Annotated in this window: 14 protein-coding genes and 1 pseudogene; 9 read left to right on the forward strand and 6 right to left on the reverse strand. The window is 72.1% G+C overall.

The window, feature by feature from the left end:
* The first annotated feature begins 119 nt into the window (after positions 1-119).
* Positions 120-1145: a hypothetical protein gene (locus IPQ09_00500; protein MBL0192699.1), complete on the forward strand. Its 1026-nt coding sequence runs from the start codon at positions 120-122 to the stop codon at positions 1143-1145.
* 21 nt (positions 1146-1166) lie between these two features.
* Here the strand turns inward: IPQ09_00500 and IPQ09_00505 are convergent, their stop codons facing one another.
* Both IPQ09_00505 and IPQ09_00510 read right to left on the reverse strand, forming a co-directional pair.
* Complete coding sequence (locus tag IPQ09_00505; GenBank protein ID MBL0192700.1) at positions 1167-1982, reverse strand: alpha/beta fold hydrolase; 816 nt, start codon at positions 1980-1982, stop codon at positions 1167-1169.
* Between the two features lie 3 nt (positions 1983-1985).
* The gene (locus IPQ09_00510) at positions 1986-2324 is read right to left on the reverse strand and encodes a hypothetical protein (GenBank protein MBL0192701.1); all 339 of its coding nucleotides are present in this window, start codon (positions 2322-2324) and stop codon (positions 1986-1988) included.
* Positions 2325-2445: 121 nt separating this feature from the next.
* Here IPQ09_00510 and IPQ09_00515 point away from each other — a divergent pair, with 121 nt between their 5' ends.
* Positions 2446-2934, forward strand: a complete 489-nt coding sequence (locus IPQ09_00515) for a hypothetical protein (GenBank protein MBL0192702.1) — start codon at positions 2446-2448, stop codon at positions 2932-2934.
* A gap of 25 nt (positions 2935-2959) precedes the next feature.
* Here the strand turns inward: IPQ09_00515 and IPQ09_00520 are convergent, their stop codons facing one another.
* Both IPQ09_00520 and IPQ09_00525 read right to left on the reverse strand, forming a co-directional pair.
* Positions 2960-4117: a hypothetical protein gene (locus IPQ09_00520; GenBank protein ID MBL0192703.1), complete on the reverse strand. Its 1158-nt coding sequence runs from the start codon at positions 4115-4117 to the stop codon at positions 2960-2962.
* 75 nt (positions 4118-4192) lie between these two features.
* Positions 4193-6431, reverse strand: a pseudogene (locus IPQ09_00525) (molybdopterin-dependent oxidoreductase).
* Between the two features lie 199 nt (positions 6432-6630).
* Here IPQ09_00525 and IPQ09_00530 point away from each other — a divergent pair.
* From IPQ09_00530 to IPQ09_00555, 6 genes are all read left to right on the forward strand, one after another.
* On the forward strand, positions 6631-7608 hold the full coding sequence (locus IPQ09_00530; protein ID MBL0192704.1) for a cobalamin biosynthesis protein CbiX: 978 nt from the start codon (positions 6631-6633) through the stop codon (positions 7606-7608).
* Positions 7605-8186, forward strand: a complete 582-nt coding sequence (locus IPQ09_00535; GenBank protein MBL0192705.1) for a PepSY-associated TM helix domain-containing protein — start codon at positions 7605-7607, stop codon at positions 8184-8186. Before IPQ09_00530 ends, IPQ09_00535 begins: the two co-directional genes overlap by 4 nt.
* 251 nt (positions 8187-8437) lie before the next feature.
* The gene (locus tag IPQ09_00540; protein MBL0192706.1) at positions 8438-10276 is read left to right on the forward strand and encodes a TonB-dependent receptor; all 1839 of its coding nucleotides are present in this window, start codon (positions 8438-8440) and stop codon (positions 10274-10276) included.
* On the forward strand, positions 10273-11436 hold the full coding sequence (locus tag IPQ09_00545; GenBank protein MBL0192707.1) for an HmuY family protein: 1164 nt from the start codon (positions 10273-10275) through the stop codon (positions 11434-11436). Before IPQ09_00540 ends, IPQ09_00545 begins: the two co-directional genes overlap by 4 nt.
* A gap of 6 nt (positions 11437-11442) precedes the next feature.
* A complete protein-coding gene (locus IPQ09_00550; protein MBL0192708.1) occupies positions 11443-12264 on the forward strand; it encodes a hypothetical protein in 822 nt (273 codons plus the stop codon).
* 261 nt (positions 12265-12525) lie between these two features.
* Positions 12526-13260, forward strand: coding sequence for a hypothetical protein (locus IPQ09_00555; GenBank protein MBL0192709.1), 735 nt, complete (start codon positions 12526-12528; stop codon positions 13258-13260).
* Between the two features lie 25 nt (positions 13261-13285).
* Here the strand turns inward: IPQ09_00555 and IPQ09_00560 are convergent, their stop codons facing one another.
* The gene (locus IPQ09_00560) at positions 13286-14356 is read right to left on the reverse strand and encodes an alkene reductase (protein MBL0192710.1); all 1071 of its coding nucleotides are present in this window, start codon (positions 14354-14356) and stop codon (positions 13286-13288) included.
* A 122-nt stretch (positions 14357-14478) separates the two neighbouring features.
* Complete coding sequence (locus IPQ09_00565; GenBank protein ID MBL0192711.1) at positions 14479-15948, reverse strand: cytochrome P450; 1470 nt, start codon at positions 15946-15948, stop codon at positions 14479-14481.
* 133 nt (positions 15949-16081) lie between these two features.
* Between IPQ09_00565 and IPQ09_00570 the strand changes: the two genes are divergently transcribed.
* The gene (locus IPQ09_00570; GenBank protein ID MBL0192712.1) at positions 16082-22102 is read left to right on the forward strand and encodes a hypothetical protein; all 6021 of its coding nucleotides are present in this window, start codon (positions 16082-16084) and stop codon (positions 22100-22102) included.
* The last annotated feature ends 302 nt before the right edge of the window (positions 22103-22404 follow it).

A 22404-nucleotide genomic window follows, 5' to 3' on the forward strand; every position in this document is an offset into this window, starting at 1 on the left:
AGGCGGCAGGGTACCACCGCGGGGCGCGGGGGGGCGCGGCGGGCGGCGCCCCTCGCCGCGCCCCTCGCCGCGCGACACGCCGAGTTGCCGCGGCAGCGAGGGCGGACTATTCCAAGCCGATGCGCTCGCCTCTCCCCTCGCTCCGCTCCGTGACCCGACTCACCGCGCTTACTGCGCTCGCCGCGGCAGGGCTGCTCGCGGCTTGCGTCGGCACCGACCCCGTGCCGGGGGGTGGCACGCCGAACCCAAGCGCGACGACGACCACCACGAGCACCACGACGGGCACCACTCCGGGGACCGACGCCTCGCTCCCCGACGGCGCCGCCCCCGACGCCTCGCTCCCCGACGGCGCCGCCCCCGACGGCGCCGCCCCCGACGCAGCGGACGCCGCACCGCCGCCGCCCGCGCCTCCCGTGGTGTCGCCGAACGTTTGGCTCGACGCGCGCAAGATCCCCGCGACCACCACGACCCTGCGCACCTGGACCGACAGCACCGCGAACGGCGCGAACGCGACGAGCCTCGCGGCGCTCACGTTCTCGCCCACCGCGGTCGGCGGGCGACCGGGCGTCGTGTTCGTGGGCGACGCGTCGCAGGCGCTCTCGATCCCGGCCGCGAAGGTGCCGCCGTTCCGCGCGTTCGCCGGGGCGGGCTACGCCGTGTTCATGGTCGCGGCCTACAAGGACACGGCCGCGCGGACGGCGCAGGCGGTGCTCTTCGCCCGGCGCGCGTCGACTGGCATTTTTCCAGCCTTGGAGCGCGTGGGCCTCCAGCTCACGATGAACAACACGCTCACCGAGGTCGCCGCCGAGCTCACGAGCTTCAGCGGCACGCAGGTCACGGTCGAGGCCAAGGCCGCCACGCCGACGAAGACGGCGCCGCACCTCTACGTGGTCCACGGCGTCGGCGGCGCGGTGACCTTGCGCGTGGACGGCGCCGTCGTGCAGACCGCCTCCGGCTTCGTCGAGAACAATTTCCCGACGAACGCCGACCTCCCGCTCGACATCGGCGCATACACCTCGACGACGGCGGCGCAGTTCGGGCTCGTCGGCGCGATCGGGTTGGTTGCAGTCTACACGCGACCGCTCAGCGTCGCCGAGGTCGCCGCGGGCGAGGCGGCCACGAAGGCGGCGTGGGGGATCCCGTAGCGCGGGCTCGAGCGCTCGCGCTCACTCCGCGCGGGTGACATGCGCGAGGATCAGCTCGTTCACGGACACGGCGTGGGTGAGCGGCCCGGCGTGACCGGCGCCGGGGATGACCACGCGCTCCGCCCGTGGGAGGGCTCCGTGCAGCAAGCGGCCCACCTCGCGCGCGGCGAGCGGCGTGCGTTCACCGGTCAAGAGCAGCGTGGGGGCGCGCACGCCCGAGTAGGCGGCCGCGGGCGCGCGGTCGCCGAGGACAGACTGGACCTCACGCGCCACCTTTCGTCCCACGCGGAGCGCCTCGGCGCGCGCCTCCGCGGGAAGCATGTCCCACGCCTGCTCGCCGCCCCAATAGGTCATGAACGCGCGAAACCAGAGCTCGGAGCCCTGGAGCGCGGGGTCGGACAGGGCCGACCTCGCCACGAGGTCGGCCACCTCGGCCCGCGCGTCCGCCGCAGCGGCGGCCTCGAACAGCACACCGAACGCGACCGGATCGTAGAGCGCGAGGGTGCGCACGAGGTCGGGCCGCTCGAGCGCGACCCGGAGCGCGAGGAGGCCTCCGTACGAGTGCCCCACGAGATCGACCGGTGCGTCACCGGCGAGCGCGCTCTCCGCGAGCACGACCTCCGTGACCGCAGCCACGTCGAGCGCGAGGTCGAAGGGCGCGTCGTCCGGCCACCGCGGGTTGTCGCCGTAGCCGAGGAGATCGGGGGCGACCGCGCGGCGGTGCGCCTTGGCGGCCAGGCGGGCCATGAGCGGCCGCCACTGACGCGACGACATCGCGCTGCCGTGGAGGAGCACGACGGGCGCTCCCGCGCCGTGAGCGCGCGTGACGAGCGCCACGCGTCAGCCGGCCACGTCGGGGGGGGCGCCGTACAAGGGCACGACCGAAGGCGGCTGCGGGCCCGCGTCGCCAGGCGGCGCCGCAGGAGCGCCGGGCGTGGTCGTGGAGGGCGCGGGCGGCGCGGGCTCGAGCGGCGGCGGGCCGCCGTACTTGGGCGCGCAGCTCACGGCCGCGGCCGCGGCGAGCGCCACGCCGCCGAAGACGAGCGCGGCGCGCGTGCGCAGGGCGACGTCACCCGATCGGCCCGCCGGCTCGAGGAGCGAGCGCTCACCGCAGAACGGACAGCAGGGCTCGGCGTCGCGGCGATGCCGCTCGCAGGCGGCGCATGGGCGGAGGCTCATGCGGGCCAGCCTACCTGCGGGTCGACGCGTGTGGAAGGCGGCGCGATCGCCGTGGGTCGGCTACAGTCTCGCCATGGAAGTGCGAGCGAGGCCGCGAGCGCAGCGACGAGGTACCTGGTGGGTGCGTGCGGCCGCCGCGTCGCTCGGCGCTTGCGTGGTGGGGCTCGCCGCGCTCGGCGGCTGCGGCGGAACAGATCCGACCTATGTGTACGTGCCGGTCTCTTCGTCCGACGCTCGCCCGGGGCGTGTGAGCCCCAACGAGCCGCAGGGCAGCGGCGCGAAGCCAGCGCGCGCCACCTACTCGCGGAAGTGCACGACGAACGCCGATTGCGTGCTCGTGAGCTTCGCCGAGGCGGCGTGCGACACATGCAAATGCCCCAACGACGCCATCGCGGTGGAGGAGCAGCGGCGCTTCTTCGACGAAGAGGGGGCCTTCCGGGACACCTGCCGTGAGACCCCGAAGCCGTGCCAGGCCGACTGCGCGCCCCTCGCCGCGCGGTGTGAGGGCGGGGCGTGCACGCTCGTGAAGACCGGCGGCGCCCCCGCGCGCGACGCCGGCGCTCCGGACAGCGCGCCAAACGATGACGCGGGCGACGCCAACCCGGAGTAACGACCGCCGCGCCCGCGGCACACGCTCAGGGGCAGCTCCCCGCCCAGGCGTCCCCGCAGGCGCGAACGGGCGACCCGGGCTCGACCACATTCCCGAGCACCGAAGGCACCGACGTGAAGCGCACGGCAAACGACGAGGCGTCACACGCACCGTCTTTGCCGTCTTGGGTAGGATCTTCGAGGAGATCGCGGCTGGCGCAGATGCTGTCGCGGAGGTTCAGGTAGAGGCGGTCGGTTCCACACAGATAGGCCCCTGGAGTGAGCGGGTGCGGCACGCTCTCGAGGCCCGTGAGGAACTTGGTGACCACGAAGCGCCCCGACACGACGCCGTCGAGGATGGCGTAGCTGTCCCCGGTCTTCGAGAGCCTGCCGGTGATGAGCCCGCCGACGACCGGGAGGGGATAGGTCCCGACGCGCACGAGACCGGAGAACGAAGCGACGAGCACGCCGCCGCGCACGTACGCGCGGGTGTCGAAGATCGTGGGGACATACGGGACTCCGCCGAACAACGAGCTGCGGTCGACGGTCCACCGATCGGTGCCGTCGAGCTTCGGCCGAGGGGCGTCCGGGCCGCCGTCGTTCGCGCCCTCGAGGCCGAAGCTCGTGAAGAGCGCGAGCTCGACTTCCGAGTCGTCGGGCTGCTCGTTGTAGCCGCTGACGCGAAGGAGCAGCCCGTTGGTGCCCGCGCGGAGGCGCGCCGTGATCGTGTTGCCATCACCGAGGACCGTGAGCAGCGACAGCAGGTAGGTGCCCGCGGCGTTGTCGACACCGTTCGGGTAGTCGCACACCCCGGGGCCGCTGGCAGGCTTGCACGAGCGAGGCCCAGGGCACGTGCACGTGCGGTCGAGATCGTATCCTTGGGTGTTGGGCGCGCTCGGGTCCCGGGGATCGCCGGCCTCGAAGCTGACGAACGCGTTGACGAACGACTTGGCGCCACCCCCCACCCCCACGGGCCGCTCGGGTGGGAGCGCGGACACACACGAGGGCGCCGCGTCGCGGTCGGCCCCCGCGTCGACGACGCCCGTCTCTTCGGGGATCGGCGGGGTCACGACGACGTCGGGGCCCGTGTCGGGCGCGCCGCCGGTATAGCCCTCGAGCGGATTGAGCAGCGTGCACGCCGCCGCGACGAACGCGAGCCCGCCAGCGAGGGCGAGTGAACGCGCGAGCGCGGGAGGGGAGCGCATCCCGTGACGGTATCTGGCGCCGCTGGGCTCGTCCATGGTCGGAGGATTCGACGCGCGCCGCAGCCTGCCGCCAGGCTACTCGTGGGATCGCCCCTCGGGCGCCCGCGCGACCGTGACGGGCACTCCGCTGAACGCCGCGTTCGCGCTGAGCCCGTCGAGGAAGGTCGCGTCCGTCACGTCGTTCACGCTCGCGCCAGGCCTCGCCCCGGCGACGCGGAGCCCGTCGCCGCCGTGCCCCCACCCGTGCGGGAGGCTGACGACGCCGCGCCGGATCTCGTCGCTCACGAACACGGGAACGCAGACCTCGCCGGTGCGCGAGCGCAGCGTCGCGAGGTCGCCGGAGGCGAGGCCGCGCGCCGACGCGTCGTCCGGGTGCATGAGCAGCGAGCAGTCGTCCGCGCCCTTCCTCCCCTTCGTGAGGCGCTCGACGTTGTGGAGCCACGAGTTGTTGCTTCGGAGTGACCGCCTCCCGATGAGCACGAGCTCGTCCGGAGCGCGCGCGGGCCGCGCGAGCGACGCCCGCAGGCGCTCGACGTCGCCGAGGAACACCGCCGGCGCGACGCGCACCTTGCGGCGCCCCAAGAGCTCGCGGAGGCGCGGGGTGAGTGGCCCCAGATCGCGCCCATGCGGGGCCTCCTCGAGCGCGCGCAGCGAGAGCCGGTGCGGGCCGGTGCGGAGCAGCCCGTCGAGCACGCGCTTGGGCCCGAGCGCCCGGGCCGACCTGACGGCGAGCCGCGCACGCAAGGGCCCGAGCCCGCGCCGCCGCGAGACGATCCGGTGGGCGAGGTCGGACAGGATGTCGAAGTCGTCGCGAGCCTCGCCGCGCGGCGGGAAGACCGCCGGGGCGTAGCGCGCGAAGTTCCGCACGGCGAGAGCGTAGAAGACGAGGTCGTAGTGATCGCGCTCCAAGCCGAAGGTGGCGGGGAGGATGAGATCGGCGTGGCGCGTGGTCTCGTTCCGGTACACGTCGACCGACACCATGAAGTCGAGCCCAGGCAGCGCGCGCGCGAGCGCCGCGCCGTTGGGGGTGCTCAAGACGGGGTTTCCGGCCATCGTCACGAGCGCGCGGATCTGCCCCTCGCCGGGCGTAGAGATCTCCTCGGCGAGCGCCGCCACGGGCAGCTCCCCGGCGAACTCGGGCAGGCCGCGCACACGCGTGCGAAACCTCGCGAAGCTGCCGCGGAGCCCCAGCGCGCTGCCGAGGCGCACCACGTCGACCGCGGGCCGCGCGAGCATCTTGCCGCCGGGGCGGTCGAGGTTCCCCGTGACCACGTCGAGGGCGAGCGCGAGCCATGCCGTCACTCCGCCGAACTCCTGGGTGCAGGCCCCGAGGCGCGCGTAGCACGCGGCGCCGTCGGCCTTCGCGTGCTCGACGGCGAGGCGACGGATGGTGTCGGCGTCGATGCCCACGGCGGCCGCCACCTGCTCGGCCGAGAAGCCTCGCGCCACCGCGCGCAGGTCGTCGAGCCCGTCGATCGGCGCGCCCACGCGGTCGGGGCGCTCGAGCTTCGCCTCGAAGATGGCGTCGATCATCGCGGCGAGGAGCAGCGCGTCGCTGCCCGGGCGAACGAGAGTGGTGCTCGTCGGCGACCTCGGCGGTCTCGGTGCGGCGCGGGTCGACGACGACCACCTTGCCCCCGCGCGCGCGAAGCTCCGCGAGCCGGCGCTTCATCCCGGGAGCGGTCATCACCGACCCGTTCGACGCGAGCGGGTTCGCGCCGAGCACGAGCAGGTGGCGCGTGCGATCGAGGTCGGGCACGGGCATCATCAGCTGGTGGCCGAGCACCTCGTAGGCCGCGAGCATGTGCGGGAGCTGGTCGGCGCTGGTGGCGGAGAACCGCGAGCGCGCCCCCACCTGCTGTGAGAACAGCACCGAGCCGAGGAGCCCCGCGTACGAGTGCGCGAGCGGGTTGCCCGTGTAGGTGGCGAGCGCGTGCGGGCCGTGGCGATCGAGGACCGCGGCGATGCGGCTCGAGGCCTCGTCGAGCGCCTCGTCCCAGGCGATGGGCGCGTGCCCGCCCGCGCGAGTCTTGCGCAGCGGCCGCACGACGCGGTCGGGGTCGAGGCGCACGTCGTCGAGGGCGGCGGCCTTCGGGCACAGGTACCCCCGACTGAACGCGTCGTCGCGATCGCCCTCGACCCGCAGCACGCGGCGCTCGCGCTTCGCGGCGCGCTCGTTCGGAGGATCCGAGCCCACCGTGAGCACCACACCGCACGAGGCCTCGCAGAGCATGCACGTCGCGGCCACGCGCTCGCGCCCAGCGTTTGCGTCGCCTGATCTCCCCGCGCTCTCCGCCCCGCTGGTGCCCTGCATCGAGCGAGCCTCCGCGCAGTCTCGCCCCGCGTCAAGCTGGGCCGGGGCGGGCTCCCTCCCCCTTGGCTGCGCGGCGAGGGCGGAATTGTTCGGCCCTCGTGTCTTCGCTTGACACTATCGAAAATGAAAATCATATTCATATTCATCAAACGTGCGGGGCGTACCCGTGCACCACGGCGGGGAGGCGACGGAGAAGGCGATGGAGCTGCGGGCCGGGTCGATTCGGAGAGTCATCGGGTGGTCGGCGGCGGTGACGCTCGGCGCGGGTGCCCTCGCCTACGCTGTCGCCCACGGCGGTCGACCGGCGGAGGCGCGGGCGGAGCGGGAGCGGAAGATCGCCCTCTTGCTCGTGAACCACGGCTCCCGCTCCGAGGCCTGGCGCAAGGGCCTGCTCGGGCTCGAAGACGACGTGAGGGGTCCCGTCCTGAAGGGGGACCGCGTCCGAGGAGTGAAGACCGCGTTCATGGAGTACACCGAGCCGTCGATCGCGACGCGGCTGAAGGACCTCGACCACGAGGGCTTCTCCGATGTCCTCGTGGTCCCGATCTTCCTCACCGTGAGCCCTCACTCCTTCGACGACATCCCCACGATCGTCGGGAAGAAGGAGAACCCAAGATCGGTCGAGCTCCTGAAGATGGAGCGGATCGAGCGCTACACGCCGAGGGCCCAGGTCCACATCGCGCCGCTGCTCGACTTCACCGACCTGCTCCGAAAGAACGTGCTTCGCCGAGCGCGCGCGCTCAGCCGAGACGCCTCCAACGAGGGGCTCGTGCTCATCGCGTACGGCGACGAGACCTACGAGAAGGAGTGGGACCGCCTGCTCGACTCCGTGGGGGCTCACGTGAAGGAGGAGCTCGGGATCACGGAGCAGGCCCACGGCTGGTGCGGACACATCGCGCACTACGACCCCAGCCACACCACGCGAGCCATTCAGAGGGTGCTCGAGAAGAAGCGGCGCGCCGTCGTCGTCCCCGTGCTCGTCGCCTACGACGAGATGTTCCAGGTCAAGATCATCGGCGATGGCGTCGCCGCTGTGCCCAACGCGCGCGACCGCGTGGCCTACAAGCCAGACGCGATTTTGCCAGACCCCAACGTCGAGGCGTGGGTGGTGCAGACCACGCGTGAGCACGTCGACCGCATCGTCGGCGGCGCCGCCGCGACGCCAGGCCGACCATGACCCATCGACCGGAGTGGAGCGCGCGCTGGAGGCGACTCAACGCGGCCGTGCACCGCGACCTCGGCTACTTCTTCACTGCGCTCATCATCGCCTATTGCCTCTCGGGCGTAGCGCTCAACCACATTGAGGACTGGAACCCCGACTTCGTCATCGAGCGTCGTGCCGTTCGCCTCGATCGCACGTACTCCGGCGAGGAGCTGTCTCCGGCGGTGATCGCGGCGTTTGGGAGTCGCGTGGGCGAGCCGCGCTACAAGGTCTACGACCAACCGACGCCCACTCAAGTAAAGATTTACTACGACAACGCGACTCTGCACGTTCACCTCGACGCGGCGGAGGGGACGTACGAGCGAGTGGGGAGGAGGCCGCTCTTCTTCCAGGCCAATGTCTTGCACCGAAACAGCCTCAAGGGGTGGAGGTGGGCTTCGGACGTGTTCGCCGGCGCGCTCGTCGTCGTCAGCGCCACCGGGCTGCTGATCCTGCGAGGCAAGTACGGGCTCGCGGCGCGGGGCAAGTGGCTTGTGTTGGCCGGGCTCGCGCCCCCGTTCGCGGCGCTCCTCCTCTTCGAGTTGAAGGCATGACTCGCGCGTCGACGACGCCGAGCGCGCCTCCGCGCGACCGTTCATTGACAATGACCATCTTCTTCATTTTCAGTCCCTACGCCGCTCGGCGGCGCTCTGGGTCCCGCCCACCTCGCGGGTGCCTGTTGGCGGCCCCGCTCCTCGCCGCGGGCCTCGTCCTCGCGCGCCCGGCGCTGGCGCAGCGGGCACAGGCCGCCGAGTCCGTGGTGGTCACAGGCACGCGCACCCCCGAGAGCGCTCAGCGGTCCACCGTGAAGACCGACGTCGTGACCCGTGAGGAGGCCGAGCGTCGAGGGGCCACCAACGTCGCGGAGGCGCTCTCTTCCCAGCCCGGTGTGCAGGTCAACCCCGGCGCCTACGGGACGCTCGGCGGGGTGAGCGCCATCCAGATCCAAGGGTTCGACCGCGACCGCGTGCTCGTGCTGGAGGACGGGGAGCGCGTGGTCGGCGACGTCGGTGGCGCCATCGATCTCGCGTCACTTCCGACCGCCGACCTCTCGCGGATCGAGGTGGTGGCGGGCCCGACGAGCTCGCTCTACGGGACCAGCGCGATAGGCGGCGTGGTGAACGTGCTCTCGCGTGGACCGGACGCGGAGGGGCCGAGCGGGCGGCTCCGGCTCGAGGGGCGCAGCCAGCCGGGATACCTCACCCAAGGGACCGTCGCCTATCGCAGGGGCGGGGCATGGCTCGCCCTCGACGGCGACGCCGTCGGGACCCGCGAGCGCGCCGACAGACCCGGTCTGCCGGACTTCACGCTCCCCGCGGTGACGCGCCGATCGATCGGCGCGCGCGCCGCGATGGAGGTGCTGCCGCGGGTCGACCTTCGAGTCCGCGCGCGCTACTTCGACGACCTGACGCGCGGGCTCGAGACCACGCTCGCGCCCGGGCTCGGCCGGTATTTCGTCGATCTCCCGACGCGCACGCGTCGCGTCACGTTCCACGTGATCGAGCGCGTCGACCTCGGGGGAGGCTCGAACCTCCGCCTCACGCTGGGCAAACAGGCCGCCTTCGGGGAGGCGACGAAGGACCGTCGTGACTCGCCCGTCGACGAGTCTCGACTCCGAGAGCATGGGATGCAGAGCGCGGAGGGCGCGCTCACCCTCGCCGACGGCGCGCGCACCTGGGTCGTGGGCGCGCGCCTCGAGGCGGAGAGGTTCTCCCAGGACCTCCAGCGAACAGAGAGCCGAGCGGGCGGGCTCGTGACCTCCGAGGGGCCTGAGGTCGCCCCGGTCGGCTTCGGGACGGCCGCGCTCTACGGGCAGCTCGCCTGGAAATTCAAGCAGCTCACGGTCCTCGCGGGGGGCCGGGGCGAGCTGCACTCGCGTTACGGCGGAGTGGCCGTGCCGCGCCTCGCCGTGGCCTACCGGCCAAGCCAGGCCGTCCAGGCGCGCGCGTCGTTCGGGCGCGGATTTCGCGCCCCCAGCGCGAAGGAGCTGGGGTTCTCGTTCGATCACTCGTTCTACGGGTACCGGGTGGTCGGGAACCCCGGCCTCGGCCCGGAGGCCTCGTGGGGCGGGAGCGCGGACGTCTCGTACGCCCCCCACGCGGCGCTGACCCTCCGCGCCGCGGGCTTCGTGAACCGAGTGAGCGGCCTCATCGACGTGGACACCGCCGCGGGCGTGACGAACGGGTCCGTGACCGACTACCGGTATGTGAACTTCGGCGACGGCACCACGCTCGGCGCCCAAGCGGGCGTGGTCGCGAAGGTCGGGGCGACGCTCCGCGCCGAGGCCACGTACGACTATCTCTACACGCGCGACGAACGGAACGAGCGGCCCTTCGGCGGGCGCCCTCCCCACACCGTCACCGCGAGCGTCCGAGCGGCGCCGCTCTGGAAGGTCGAGGCCGTCGCTCGGCTCCGCGTGGTGAGCGACGCGTTCGCCAGCGACGAGCTCCGGTCGCCTGGCTACGCGGCGCTCGACGTCCGCCTGGGGCGCGCGCTGTGGCCGAGCGCGCAGGCGTACGTGGGGGTCACGAACGTGCTCGACGCGAGGCAGGACCAGGGGCGCGTGGGCGACCTCCGCCCCCCGTTCGGTCGCGTCTTTTATGGGGGCATTCGGGCCGAGTTTCCTTGGGAGGACGAGACATGAAGACGCTCACATCGCGCACGTCGTCTCGCACCGCGCGCGCGGCGCTCGTCGCGCTCGTCACGCTCGCCGCGGGCTGGGCGACCGCGTGCAGTGACTCCGCGACCGCGCGGCCGGACGCGGGGACCGGCCAGCCCGGCGGGGGCGGCGCGGTGGAGGCGGCGACGGCCTTCGCGAGCGGCCAGGAGATCGCGATCGCGGTGCCGGAGAAGGGGAAGGTCTTCCTCTCGCTCTCGCCGCTCGGGATCGTGCCCGCGCCCGCCGATCCGCGGGTCTCCACCGGGTGGGACATGGCGTTCGAGCAGTACACGATCACGACGAACGGAGGGGTCTCCGGGCCGGGACAGGCGGCGTCGTTCGGGCCGCTCGACGCCGCCGCGTTCGTGGGCGACGCCGCGCCGACGGTGCCGTTCCTCGTCGCCGACAAGGCAGCAGGCGCGTTCCTCGATTGGTTCGCGTACGAAGGCGCGCCGTCCCACGCGCTGTTCTCGCGCTTCCACGTCGTCGGCGTGAAAGACGGAGAGCGCCTGTGGAAGGTGCAGCTCCTCTCATATTACGGAGAGCGAGACGGCGCGCCGATCAGCGCGCTCTACAGCCTCCGGTACGCGGAGCTCACGGACCGGGGCGAAGGCCCGACGCAGCAGGTCGATCGCCTCGAGGGCACCGCGGGCGGGCCAGGCGGGGGCCCGAACGAGCCGAGCGAGCTCCTCGACCTGGCGACGGGCGCCCGGTCGCAGCTCACGCCCGCCGACGCGCTCGCGTCGCGCCTATGGCACCTCTCCTTCCGGCGACAGACCGTGGGGGTGAACGGCGGCCTAGGCGGCCCGCGCGGCGTCGCCGCGTGCGATCTGGACGAGGCCGGCCTCAAGGACGAGACGATGGACGTGGTGCGGGCCCGCACGCCGGAGAGCGAGCGCGCGCGCTTCGCGAGCGTCACCCGGGCGTCGTTCGACGGCAGGTCGTTTCGGGCGGACGGGGTCGTGAGTGGCTTCAGCGACGCGTGGGTCGACCGCGCCGGCGCCTCCCCCGCGCCGGCCTACGCGACGTGGATCGTCGTCGACGCAGAAGGCAACAAATTCATGATTGGTTTCAGCAAGTTCGTCTCTGCCAGCACGACGTCGCCCGGCACGATCGTGATGCATCTCAAGCCGGTCTCGAGGTGAATTGAAATGAAGCAGACCACTCGACTCGCTTGCGCCCTGGTGTCGTTCGTGGGCCTCGTCCCGCTCGTGACCGAGGGCTGCTCGGACACCGCCGCGAGCGGCGACGCGGGCCCGGCTACGTCCGCGTCCGCGCAGCCGAAGGGCGCCGCGCCGCCGCAGCCCAGCGCTTCCACCTCCGCGCCGCCGCAGCCCACCGACGGCGGCGCCGACGCGTCGCCGAGCTGCGACGTGGCGCTCGATGCCGCCCTCAAGCCGATCGACACGGTGTCGACCGGCGCGGTCACGGTCCTCGAGGAGAGCGGCGGCGCGCGCCTGCTCTTCGTCGACGCGACGGCGGGCGGCCCCGCCGCGGCGAGCACGAACCCTCGCGTGTACCTGGACCTCGGCACAGGGCGGCGAGTCGAGGTCTCCGACAAGGCAGCGCGAACCTCCTCGGGCTGGGACCTGGCGCTCGAGCGCGCGGTCATTTTCACCAACAGTGGCCACGGCGGCCCGGGCGTGGGCTCCGCCGTGTACGTCGCGAAGCCCTTCGCCGACGTCACCGCCGCCGACGCGGGCGGGAAGACCTTCCCCACCGAGCGCTTCGTCGACGAGCGCTGCGCGCCGATCCTCGACCCCGGCGGCGCGCTCAAGACCTCGTTCGACGGCTGGTACGACTACGACGCCGCCACCAACAAGGTCACCCCGAAGACTGGCACGTTCCTCGTGAAGGGCGCCAAGGGGGCGCTCTACGGCGTCGCGGTCACGCAGTACTACGCCACCTCCGACGGCGGCGGGCCAGGCGCCGCGGGCGCGAACCCGCGGGCCCCCCCGTCTCCTGGGGCGTGACCCCGGCCTTTGAAGGGAGGGGTCCGTTTTCGGCGGGGGGGGCGCGTTCTGCGGTACACTGCCCTGAGGGACGGGCCGCCGCCGCCGAAAACGGGCGGACCAACGAACCACGACTCCAGGAGACTAGCGCCGCGGGGAATGCGCGGGCGGGGCGCGGGGGCGTTCTGCGCCACATGGCACATGCTGCCGCGGATGAGGCGCGGAAATTGGCGACTTTTGGGGGCGTCGCCGCTTGGCCCGCATCCTGCTCTAGCTACCGCCATGGCCCGTTCTACTCATGCCCTCGCGCTCTCGATGCTCCCCCTCGCGATCGGCGTGGTCGCCGCGTGCGGGGGCCGCGTGGACGTCGATCCAGGGGAGCCGGTTCCCGTCGCGAGCACGACCGCCACTGCCACGGCGACCGCCACTGCCACGGCGACCGCCACCGCCACGGCGACCGCCACCGCCACCTCAACCTCCCCGCCCCCGCCGCCCCCGCCACCGTCCTGTGTGCCCGAGAACTGCAAGCTGCCCCACACCGCCTCGGCGACCTGCGTGGAGGGCCAGTGCGTGCCTGTCACGTGCGAAGACGGGTTCGGGAGCTGCGACGGCGTCGGGAGCAACGGCTGTGAGGCCGCGTTGGTGATCGCGTTCCGCGACGCCGACGGCGACGGCTTCGGCGATCCCGCGCAGCCGACGCTCGCATGTCCGACCGCCGGCTACGTGGCGAACCAGGGCGATTGCTACGACGGGAATCCCGACGCGCACCCCGGCCAGACGGCGTTCTTTGCGACAGCGCGGGGCGACGGAAGCTACGACTACGACTGCAGCGGCGACGAGACCAGGCGGTTCCCGCGCACGCAGCAATACTGCCTCTGCACCGACTTCGCGTGCAGCATCGATGAAGGCTGGATCGCCACGGTCCCCGGGTGCGGCGCGGAGGGGAGCTGGGCGCTCCCGGCCGGTGGCTTGATCTGCGAGCCGATCCCAGAGGGGCGTACGCAGGCGTGCCGTTGACGCGCGCGACCGGCTCGGGTCCTAGCTAGAGCGTGGGGTAGTCGGTGTAGCCCTTCGGACCCGGCGTGTAGAACGTGCCCATGTCGGGGGGGGTGATCTCGGCGCCCCTCCTCGCGCGCTCGACGAAGTCGGGATTGGCGAGGAACGGGCGCCCGAAGGCGACGAGGTCACCCTTCTTCTCGGCGAGATCGGCCTCGGCGCGGGCGGCGTCGTAGCCACCGGAGAGAATGAACGCGCCGCCGAACGCGCCGCGGAGCGCGGCCTTCAGGTCGGCGGAGACGGGCGGGGCGCCCATCGACGAATGATCGACGAGGTGCAAGTACGCGACGCCGAGCGCGCCGAGGGCCTTCGCCAGGTCGGTGAACTGAGCGTCGACTCCCTCGAACCCGCCCGTGGCGTTGAAGGCGCCATACGGCGACAGTCGAATGCCAACTCTGTCTCTGCCAATGGCGTCGGCCACGGCCCGAACCACCTCGAGCGCGAACCTATTGCGGCCCTCGGCCGAGCCGCCGTAGCCGTCGACCCGGGTGTTCACGTTGGCGTTCAAGAACTGCTCGATCAAGTAGCCATTTGCGCCGTGGACCTCGACACCGTCGAAGCCCGCCCGGAGGGCGTTCTTGGAGGCGGTCACGTGCTCCGCGACCGCGCGCTCGATGTCCGCAGACTCCATGGCCCGCGGCTTGCCATGGGGCTTCATTCCCGCCGCGTCGGTGTACATTTCGCCTGGGCAAGCCACGTCGGTCGGACCCACGATCTCGCCCCCGGCGGGAAGGTTGAGCTCCGCGGAGACGCGACCTGTGTGCATGAGCTGGGCGAAGATCTTCCCGCCCTTCGAGTGAACGGCCTCGGTCACGAGCTTCCAGCCCGCGACCTGCGCTTCGGAGTAGAGGCCGGGGATGCGCGGGTAGCCGAGGCCATTCGGTGAGGGGGAGGTGCCCTCGGTGACGATGAGGCCCGCGCCCGCGCGCTGCCCGTAATACTCCGCCATCAGCGCGTTCGGCGAGTTGCTCTCGACGGCGCGCGAGCGGGTCATGGGCGCCATCACGAGGCGGTTCTTCAGGGGGAGGCCAGCGAGCGTGGTGGGGTCGAAGAGCATCGGGGGAATCCTGTCGTAGAGGGGTCCGCACACCCTACGGATTCGCTTCCGAATCGGAAGTGCCAACTTTCGGAACGCACTGTTGATTCTGGAGGGACGATGTCCATCCAGCGGCCGAGGCCTCATCTTGCTTCGGGTGAGGTGGACCGCCGCTCACGCTCGCGGTGGTGCACGACCGCGGGCACGCCGCCCTTGGGGCGCAGCGTCGCGAACGCGTCGGCCTCGATGGGCTGCGTAGGCAGCTCGAAGCGCGCGCGTCGGAGGAGCGTCGCGAGGACCAGCGGGCCCTCCATCATCGCGAAGTGGTTTCCGATGCACACGCGCGGTCCCACGCCGAACGGCAGCCACGCCGACTTGTGCCGCGTGGCCTCGCGCTCGGGCAAGAAGCGATCGGGGTCGAAGCGGTCGGGTTCGGGCCACACGTCGGCGGACATGTGCAACCCGTAGGGGTTCACGAACACGATCGTCCGCTCCGGCAGCGCGACGCCCGCGATCTCGACAGGCTCGAGGGTCCGGCGGGGCAGCAGCACGACCGGCGGGTAGAGGCGCAGCGCCTCGCGGAACACGCGCGTCGTGTACGCCAGCCGCTCGGGCTCGTACGATGTGGGCCCCTCGGGGCCGAAGGCGTCGGCCTCGGCCTGCGCGCGGGCGAGCGCCTCGGGGTGCCGGCCGAGGAGGGAGAACGACCAGGCCAGCGCGTTGGCCGTGGTCTCGTGTCCCGCGACGAACAGCGTGTTCGCCTCGTCGCGCACCTGCTTGTCGCTCATGCCCTCGGTGCGGCCGCCCTCGACGTCGCGGACGAGGAGCAGCTTCGTGAGGAGATCGACGCGCTCCTGCGGGCTCGCGCGGCGATCGTCGATGAGCGCCTGCACGTAGGTGTCGAGGCGCTGCACGGCCGCGACGAGCTCAGGATCCCGGCGGCCCGGGAGCAAGATGGGGTCACGCAGCGCCTCCTCGAGCTTGGCCTGCACCGAGGCGAGCGGCGCGGGCACGACGGGCTGGAGCTTCTCGAGCAGCTCGATGAGGGTGATCTGAAGCGTGAGGTAGCTCGACGCCATTTGACCGTCGACCCACTTGAGCGCCACGGTGAGCGCGTGGCCGATGTCGTCGGCGTCGCCCGCGCTCTCGGCGCCGAAGAGCGTGGCGGCCACGACGCCCATCGCGATGCGGGTGGTGAGGCGCGACAGATCGACCCGCTCGCCATCGGCCACCTCGGCGAGCGCCCGGCGGGCGACGTCGCTCATCGTCGGGGCGTAGCCGGCCAGCGGCTGCGCGTGAAAGAGCGGCGACATGAGGCGGCGCTGCTTCTTCCAGAGGTCGCCCTCGCTCGTGAAGAGCCCGTCGCCCGCGAGCTCGTGCAAGAGCACCCGGATCCCTGGCGACTTTTCGAACGATTTCGCGTGCTCGACGAGCACCGCGTGCGCGGTCTCGGGGGCGCTCGCCATCACGACCCACCGGTGCAGGAAGCGCAGCCTCGAGAGGGGGCCGGTCTCGCCCACCGTGCGCAGGAAGCGCAGCCGGTCGTCCTGAAAGAGGTGCACGTGACCGAGGACGTTGCCGCCGGGCACCACGGGGAGCTCGTCGATGGACATACGCTCGAGAGTACGCGCGATACCCCACGACGCGAGCGGCGATCCGCGACGGCGCCGACGCGGGCCCAAGCGCGGCCTTTTTGGCTATTCACCAGCCCCCAAAGCCGAGAGACTCACCGCGCGAGGTCTTTCCATGCAGCGCTCCGTCTGGCTTCTCGGCGTCTTCATCACGCTCCTGGCGCTCGGTTGCCCCGGTCAGAAGCCCCCCGTCGCGCCGCCTGGCCCGGAGGTCGCGAAGGCCCCCGAGGAAGAGAAGATCGTGTGGCGCCTCTCCAAGAGCGGCCTCGGCTTCCGCCTGAGCCAGGCGGACACGGACACGCCCCACAAGGCGACGCGCGGCGCGGTGACGACGCCGCTCGACGAGAAAGACACGGCGAAGCTCCTCGCGCGGCTCGCGCCCATCAAAACCGAGCCCGAGGACGTGGTGCCGTTCGCGATGCGCGCCAAGTCGCTGCCGCCGCCCGTCACCGGAGAGACGGTGCGCGAGCCCTTCCCGCCGCCCCCGGGCCCGCCGCCCGCCGAGGTCGCGCGCGGGCCGCTCAAGGTGGAGCGGGCGCTGCCCAAAGGAGAGGTGCCGATCGCGCCGCACCTGGCCGTGACGTTCTCGCAGGCGATGGTCCCCATCACGTCGCACACCGAGCTCGCGAAGCTGCCCTCGCCGGTGCGCCTCAGCCCACAGCCGCCGGGAGAGTGGCGGTGGCTCGGCACGCAGACGGTGGTCTTCCAGCCTGAAGCGCGCTTCCCGATGGCCACCGAGTACAGCGTCGAGATCCCCGCGGGCACCCGCTCGCTCGCCGGCGGCGCGCTGGAGAAGGCAGAGCGCTTCACCTTCAGCACGCCGCCTCCGCGGGTCGTGGGGATGTGGCCGAGCGGCAGCGAGGTCAATGCGGATCCGCTCATGTTCATTGAGTTCGACCAGGCCGTGGAGCCGTCGCGCGTCCTGCCCTTCCTCGAGCTCGGCGGCACGACGGGAAACGTGAAGCTGCGCCTCGCCTCCGACGACGAGATCGCCAAGGAGAAGGGCATCGCCCTCCGGCTCGAGCGGGGGGAGAAGGGCCGCGCGTTCGCGTTCAAGGCCGAGCAACCCCTTCCTCTCGCGTCGAGCTTCGGCCTCGTCGCGCGGAAGGGCACCCCTTCGGCCGAGGGGCCTCGCGGCGCCGCCGCCGACCACCGCCAGACTTTCTCCACGTACGGGCCGCTCCGCCTCGCGGGCTCAAACTGCTCCGTGAAGAAGGAGCCCTGCAGCCCGGACGCGACCTTCGCGCTGGCGTTCTCGAATCAGCTCGCGCTCGATTCCTTCGAGCCTGCCAACGTGATCGTCGATCCGCCGATCCCCCACGCGAAGGTGAGCGCGGGCTGGCGCTCGATCACGGTGTCGGGGCGCAAGAAGGGCAACACCACCTACCGCGTCACGGTGAAGGGAGGCCTCCGCGACGTGTTCGGCCAATCGCTCGCGCAAGACGCCACCGCCGAGCTCCACGTGGGCCGCGCGGCGCCCGCGTTCTTCGAGGAAGACACCGCCATGCGGGTGCAGGACCCCGGCGGCGTGCCCGAGGTGCTCGCGTTCTCCGTGAACCACAAGGCGCTCCGCGTGAAGCTCTACGCGGTCAAGCCGGAGGAGTTCTCGGCCTACGAGAAGTTTCGGCGCGACTGGGACTGGCACAACAAGCGCACGACCCCGCCGGGGAAGCTCGTGCTCACGAAGGTGCTCACCCCGCGGAGCGCGCCTGACGACCTCGTGGAGACGCACATCGACCTCACCCCCGCGCTCGTGGGCGGGGTCGGCAACGTGCTCGCGATCGTCGAGCCCGTCGCGCAGCCCCGCCGCCCGGAGGCTCACCTTTGGTCACGCCAGTGGGTGCAGGTCACGAAGCTCGGCGTCACCACGGTGCACGAGCCCGGCGGCGGGCTCGCCTGGGTGACCGATCTCGCCACCGGCGCCCCGGTCGCCGGCGCCAACGTGCACGTCGACGCGCACCCGCCCGTTCAGACCGGCGCCGACGGCGTCGCGCACTTCCGCGCGGAGGCGGTGAGGCTGCTCGTCGCTCGGCGCGGCGCCGACGCGGCCTTCCTGGGGGGAGGCGAGAACCCGTTCTACTCGAGCTACTCGCCCTCCGAGCGGGTGACCTGGTTCACCTTCGACGATCGCAAGCTCTACAAGCCCGGCGAGGAGGTGCACCTCAAGGGGTGGCTCCGCGCCATCGACTTCGGCAAGAAGGGCGACGTGACGCTCCCGACCGAGCTCGCCGGCAAGCCCGTGAAGTTCACCGCGCACGACGGCCGCGGCAACGAGATCGCCAAGGGCGAGGCCACGCTCGACCCCGCGTACGGCTTCGATCTCGCCTTCAAAATCCCCGACAACGGGAACCTCGGGGAGGGCGACATCCGGCTCGAGTGCGGAGGCAACTCGCGCTCGCACGGGTTCATGATCGAGGAGTTCCGGCGGCCCGAGTTCGAGGTGTCCATGACCACGGGCGAGGGGCCGCACTCGGTGGGAAAGCACGCGATCGCCTCTGTCGCGGCCAAGTACTTCGCGGGCGGCGGCCTGCCGAACGCGTCGACCCAGTGGCAGGTCTCCAGCCAGGAGGCGCAGTTCACGCCGCCCAATCGCTCCGACTTCCTGTTCGGGCGCGTGCCTGACTTCTGGTGGTCGTGGCACCGGCATGGCCGCTCGAGCCATAGGGGCCAGGGGCCGTCGCAAGAGTCGCTCACCGGCACCACCGGGCCCGATGGAACGCACCGGGTGCGGGTCGACTTCGACGGCACGGAGCCCGCGTTCGCGCGGCAGCTCTCCCTCACCGCGACCGTGACCGACGTGAACCGCCAGGAGTGGGCGGCGCGCGGCTCGATGTTGGTGCACCCGGCGAGCGTGTACGTGGGGATGAAGCTCTCGAAGACCACGCTGCGCGAGGGCGAGAGCGTCTCGGCGCGGCTCGTCGTGACCGATCTCGACGGCAAGGCCGTGGCCGGGCGCAAGGTGCACGTCGACAGCGCCCGGCTCGAGACCGAGCTCCAGCGGGGGGAGTGGGTCGACAAGGAGCTTGACCAAGCGAGCTGCGATCTCGACTCGACCGCAGAGCCACTCCCCTGCGACCTCGCCACCAAGCGCCCGGGCGTCTACCGCGTGCGGGCGACCGTGACCGACGAGTGGGGCCGCAAGAGCCAGACCGAGGCCTCGGTGTACGTGTACGGCGGCGTGGAGACCGACCGCAACCTGCGCTCCGAGACCGTGACGATCGTGCCGGACCGCAAGGAGTACCGCGTCGGCGACGCCGCCGAGCTCCTCGTGATGTCGCCGGTCGCCCCGGCCGAGGCGCTGCTCACCGTCGAGCGCTCGGGCGTCGTGCACGAGCGGCGCTTCCGGATCGAGCGGCCGACCCAGCCGCTGACCGTGAAGCTCGAGGAGGGCTGGGCCCCGGGCGTGACGGTGTCGGTCCATGTGGTCGGCAGCGCGGCGCGTGAGAACGAGCGAAACCAGGCCGATGCCTCGCTCCCCCGGAGACCCGCGTTCGGCAGCGGCGCCGTGGTGCTCTCGATCCCGCCTGTGGACCGCGGCATCACCGTGACGGTCAAGGCGCGCCAGGAGCGGGTCGAGCCCGGGGCCCGGGTCACCGCCGACGTCACCTTCCAGAACGAGCGCGGACAGCCGCTCCCCGAGGCGCGCGCGGCCATCGTCGTCGTCGACGAGTCGGTGCTCGCGCTCGCCGGCTACAAGCTGCCCGATCCTCTGGCCGCGTTCTACCCGCAGCGCACCGCCGGCACGCGCGACCGGGAGCTGCGCACGGCGGTGCGCGTCGCGGAGCCGGGCAACCTGAAGCAGGTCGCCGACGACGACGACGCCCCCCGCGCTGGGTTCGCGAAGAGGGCCGGAATGCCGGCGCCGGCGCCCACCGCGTCGGCGGCGATGAGGATGCAGAAGCCCGAGGCGAGGCTCGTCTCGGCGAAGGAGAAGGGCGCCCCCATCACGATCGCCGAGGTGGCGATCATGGGCCGAGAAGAGGACGCGAAGATCAGCGTGCGCAAGGACTTCAGCGCGCTCGTGGCGTTCCTCCCGCGCGTCGCCGCCGACGGCCGAGGCCACGCCGAGGTGACCTTCAAGCTCCCCGACAGCCTCACGCGCTACCGCATCATGGCGGTGGCCGTGAACGGCGAGCACGACTTCGGCAAGGGCGAGGGCACCGTCACCGCCCGGCTCCCGCTCATGGTGCGGCCCTCGCCGCCGAGGTTCCTGAACTTCGGCGACGTGTTCGAGCTGCCCATCGTGCTTCAGAACCAGACCGATCGCCCCCTCGCGGTCTCCCTCGCGGCCCGCGCCACCAACGCGCAGCTCACCGATCCGCGCGGGCGCCGCGTCACCGTGCCGGCGAACGACCGCGTCGAGGTGCGCCTCCCCGCGCGCGCCGCGAGGCCAGGCCGCGCCCGCTTCCAAATCGCCACGTCGAGCGGCGACAAGGCCGACGCGGCCGAGGTCGACCTGCCCGTGTGGACCCCCGCCACGACCGAGGCGTTCGCCACCTACGGCGTGCTCGACCAGGGCGCGGTCGCGCAGGCTGTGACGATGCCGGCCGGGGTCGTGCCCGAGCTCGGCGGCCTCGAGGTCACCACCTCGTCCACCGCGCTGCAGGCGCTCACCGACGCGGTGCTCTACTTGGTAAACTACCCTTACGACTGCGCCGAGCAGCGCGCGTCGCGGGTGCTCGCCATCGCGGCCCTCCGCGACGTGCTCACCGCGTTCCGCGCGAAGGGGATGCCGCCGCCCGAGCGCGTGCTCGAGTCGATGGCGATCGACCTCGCCGAGCTGAAGGCGCGCCAGCACTACACGGGCGGGTGGGGCTTCTGGCGCTCTCACGAGGCGAACCCCTTTGTCTCCCTTCACGTGGCGCACGCGCTCGTGCGGGCCGAGAAGAAGGGCTTCAAGGTCGACGCGGACATGAAGCGGAGCGCCCTCCACTACCTGCGCTCGATCGAGCAGCACATCCCTCGGTGGTACAGCCTCGAGTCGAGGCGGGCGCTCATCGCGTACTCGATCTTCGTGCGTGAGCTCGCCGCCGACGCCGACCCCAAGCGCGCCCACGCCCTCTTCACCGACGCCAAGGGCCCCGAGCACCTCTCCATGGAAGCGCTCGGCTGGCTCCTGCCCACGCTGAACGGCGACGCCAGCACGAAGGCCGACGCCTCCGCGATCCTGGCGTTCCTCGCCAACCGAGTGACGGAGACGGCGGGCGCGGCGCACTTCACGTCGTCGTACTCCGACGGCGCGCACGTGCTGCTCCACTCCGACCGGCGCGACGACGGCGTGCTGCTCGAGGCGCTCATCCGCGTCGACGACAAGAACACGGTGATCCCCAAGATCGTGACGGGGCTCCTCGCGCACCGCAAGCGCGGCCACTGGGGCAGCACGAACGACAACGCGTTCGTGCTCCTCGCCCTCGATCGCTATTTCAACACCTACGAGAAGGTCACCCCCGACTTCGTCGCGCGGGCCTGGCTCGGCGACACGATGGTGTCGGAGCACGCCTTCAAGGGCCGCACGACCGAGCGCGATCGGGCCGACGTGCCCATGAGCTTCCTCGCGCGCGGCGGCGACAAGGCCCAGCGCTTCGTCGTGGGCAAAGACGGCCCGGGGCGGCTCTACTACCGCGTGGGCATGCAGTACGCGCCCGCGGATCTGCGGCCCCCGCCGATCGATCGCGGCTTCGTGGTCACGCGGCGCTACGAGGGCGCGGACGACCCGAAGGACGTCTCGCGCGACGCGAGCGGCGTGTGGCAGGTGCGCGCGGGCGCGAAGGTGCGCGTGCGGGTCTCGATGGTCAACGTGGCGCGGCGCTACCACGTCGCGCTGGTCGACCCGCTCCCCGCCGGGTTCGAGGCGATGAACGCGGCGCTCGCCATGACCGGGTCCATCCCCGACGATCCGGCCCCCGCGGAGGGTGGCCGCCGCGCGTGGTGGTCGCGCTGGTACGAGCACGAGAACCTGCGCGACGAGCGCGTGGAGGCGTTCACGTCGCTGCTGTGGGAGGGCGTGCACGAGTACGTGTATGTTGCACGCGCCACGACGCCCGGGGAGTTCGTGGTGCCGCCGCCGCGCGCCGAGGAGATGTACATGCCCGAGACCTTCGGCCGCGGCCCAGGCGACAAGGTGGTGATCCGCTGAGCGACGACGTCCCGTTCTCCTTCTCCTTCTCCTTCTCCTTCTCCTTCTCCTTCTCCTTCTCCTTCTCCTTCTCCTTCTCCTTCTCCTTCTCCTTCTCCTTCTCCTTCTCCTCCTTCTCCTTCTCCCTCCTCCGCGCGCGAGGGCCCAGAGCGTGGGTGGGGCTCTCGGCCGCGGGTGGGAGGAGCCGCATGTCCGAGGTCGTCGTTCCCGCGCGCTCCCAAGCACCTCCACCTCACCCACCCCCACCCCGCCACCTCCACCGCGCTTCACTCTGCCGAGTCGCGGAGGGGGGGGGGGGGGGG

The sequence above is a fragment of the Myxococcales bacterium genome (assembly GCA_016720545.1).
Taxonomy (GTDB): domain Bacteria; phylum Myxococcota_A; class Polyangia; order Polyangiales; family Polyangiaceae; genus JAAFHV01.

Excerpts from the sequence above, each read along its gene's own strand:
- IPQ09_00500 (MBL0192699.1), top strand. The coding sequence starts at position 120 with ATGCGCTCGCCTCTCCCCTCGCTCCGCTCCGTGACCCGACTCACCGCG.
- IPQ09_00510 (MBL0192701.1), bottom strand. The coding sequence starts at position 2,324 with ATGAGCCTCCGCCCATGCGCCGCCTGCGAGCGGCATCGCCGCGACGCC.
- IPQ09_00520 (MBL0192703.1), bottom strand. The coding sequence starts at position 4,117 with ATGCGCTCCCCTCCCGCGCTCGCGCGTTCACTCGCCCTCGCTGGCGGG.
- IPQ09_00530 (MBL0192704.1), top strand. The coding sequence starts at position 6,631 with ATGGAGCTGCGGGCCGGGTCGATTCGGAGAGTCATCGGGTGGTCGGCG.
- IPQ09_00535 (MBL0192705.1), top strand. The coding sequence starts at position 7,605 with ATGACCCATCGACCGGAGTGGAGCGCGCGCTGGAGGCGACTCAACGCG.
- IPQ09_00545 (MBL0192707.1), top strand. The coding sequence starts at position 10,273 with ATGAAGACGCTCACATCGCGCACGTCGTCTCGCACCGCGCGCGCGGCG.
- IPQ09_00550 (MBL0192708.1), top strand. The coding sequence starts at position 11,443 with ATGAAGCAGACCACTCGACTCGCTTGCGCCCTGGTGTCGTTCGTGGGC.
- IPQ09_00555 (MBL0192709.1), top strand. The coding sequence starts at position 12,526 with ATGGCCCGTTCTACTCATGCCCTCGCGCTCTCGATGCTCCCCCTCGCG.
- IPQ09_00560 (MBL0192710.1), bottom strand. The coding sequence starts at position 14,356 with ATGCTCTTCGACCCCACCACGCTCGCTGGCCTCCCCCTGAAGAACCGC.
- IPQ09_00565 (MBL0192711.1), bottom strand. The coding sequence starts at position 15,948 with ATGTCCATCGACGAGCTCCCCGTGGTGCCCGGCGGCAACGTCCTCGGT.
- IPQ09_00570 (MBL0192712.1), top strand. The coding sequence starts at position 16,082 with ATGCAGCGCTCCGTCTGGCTTCTCGGCGTCTTCATCACGCTCCTGGCG.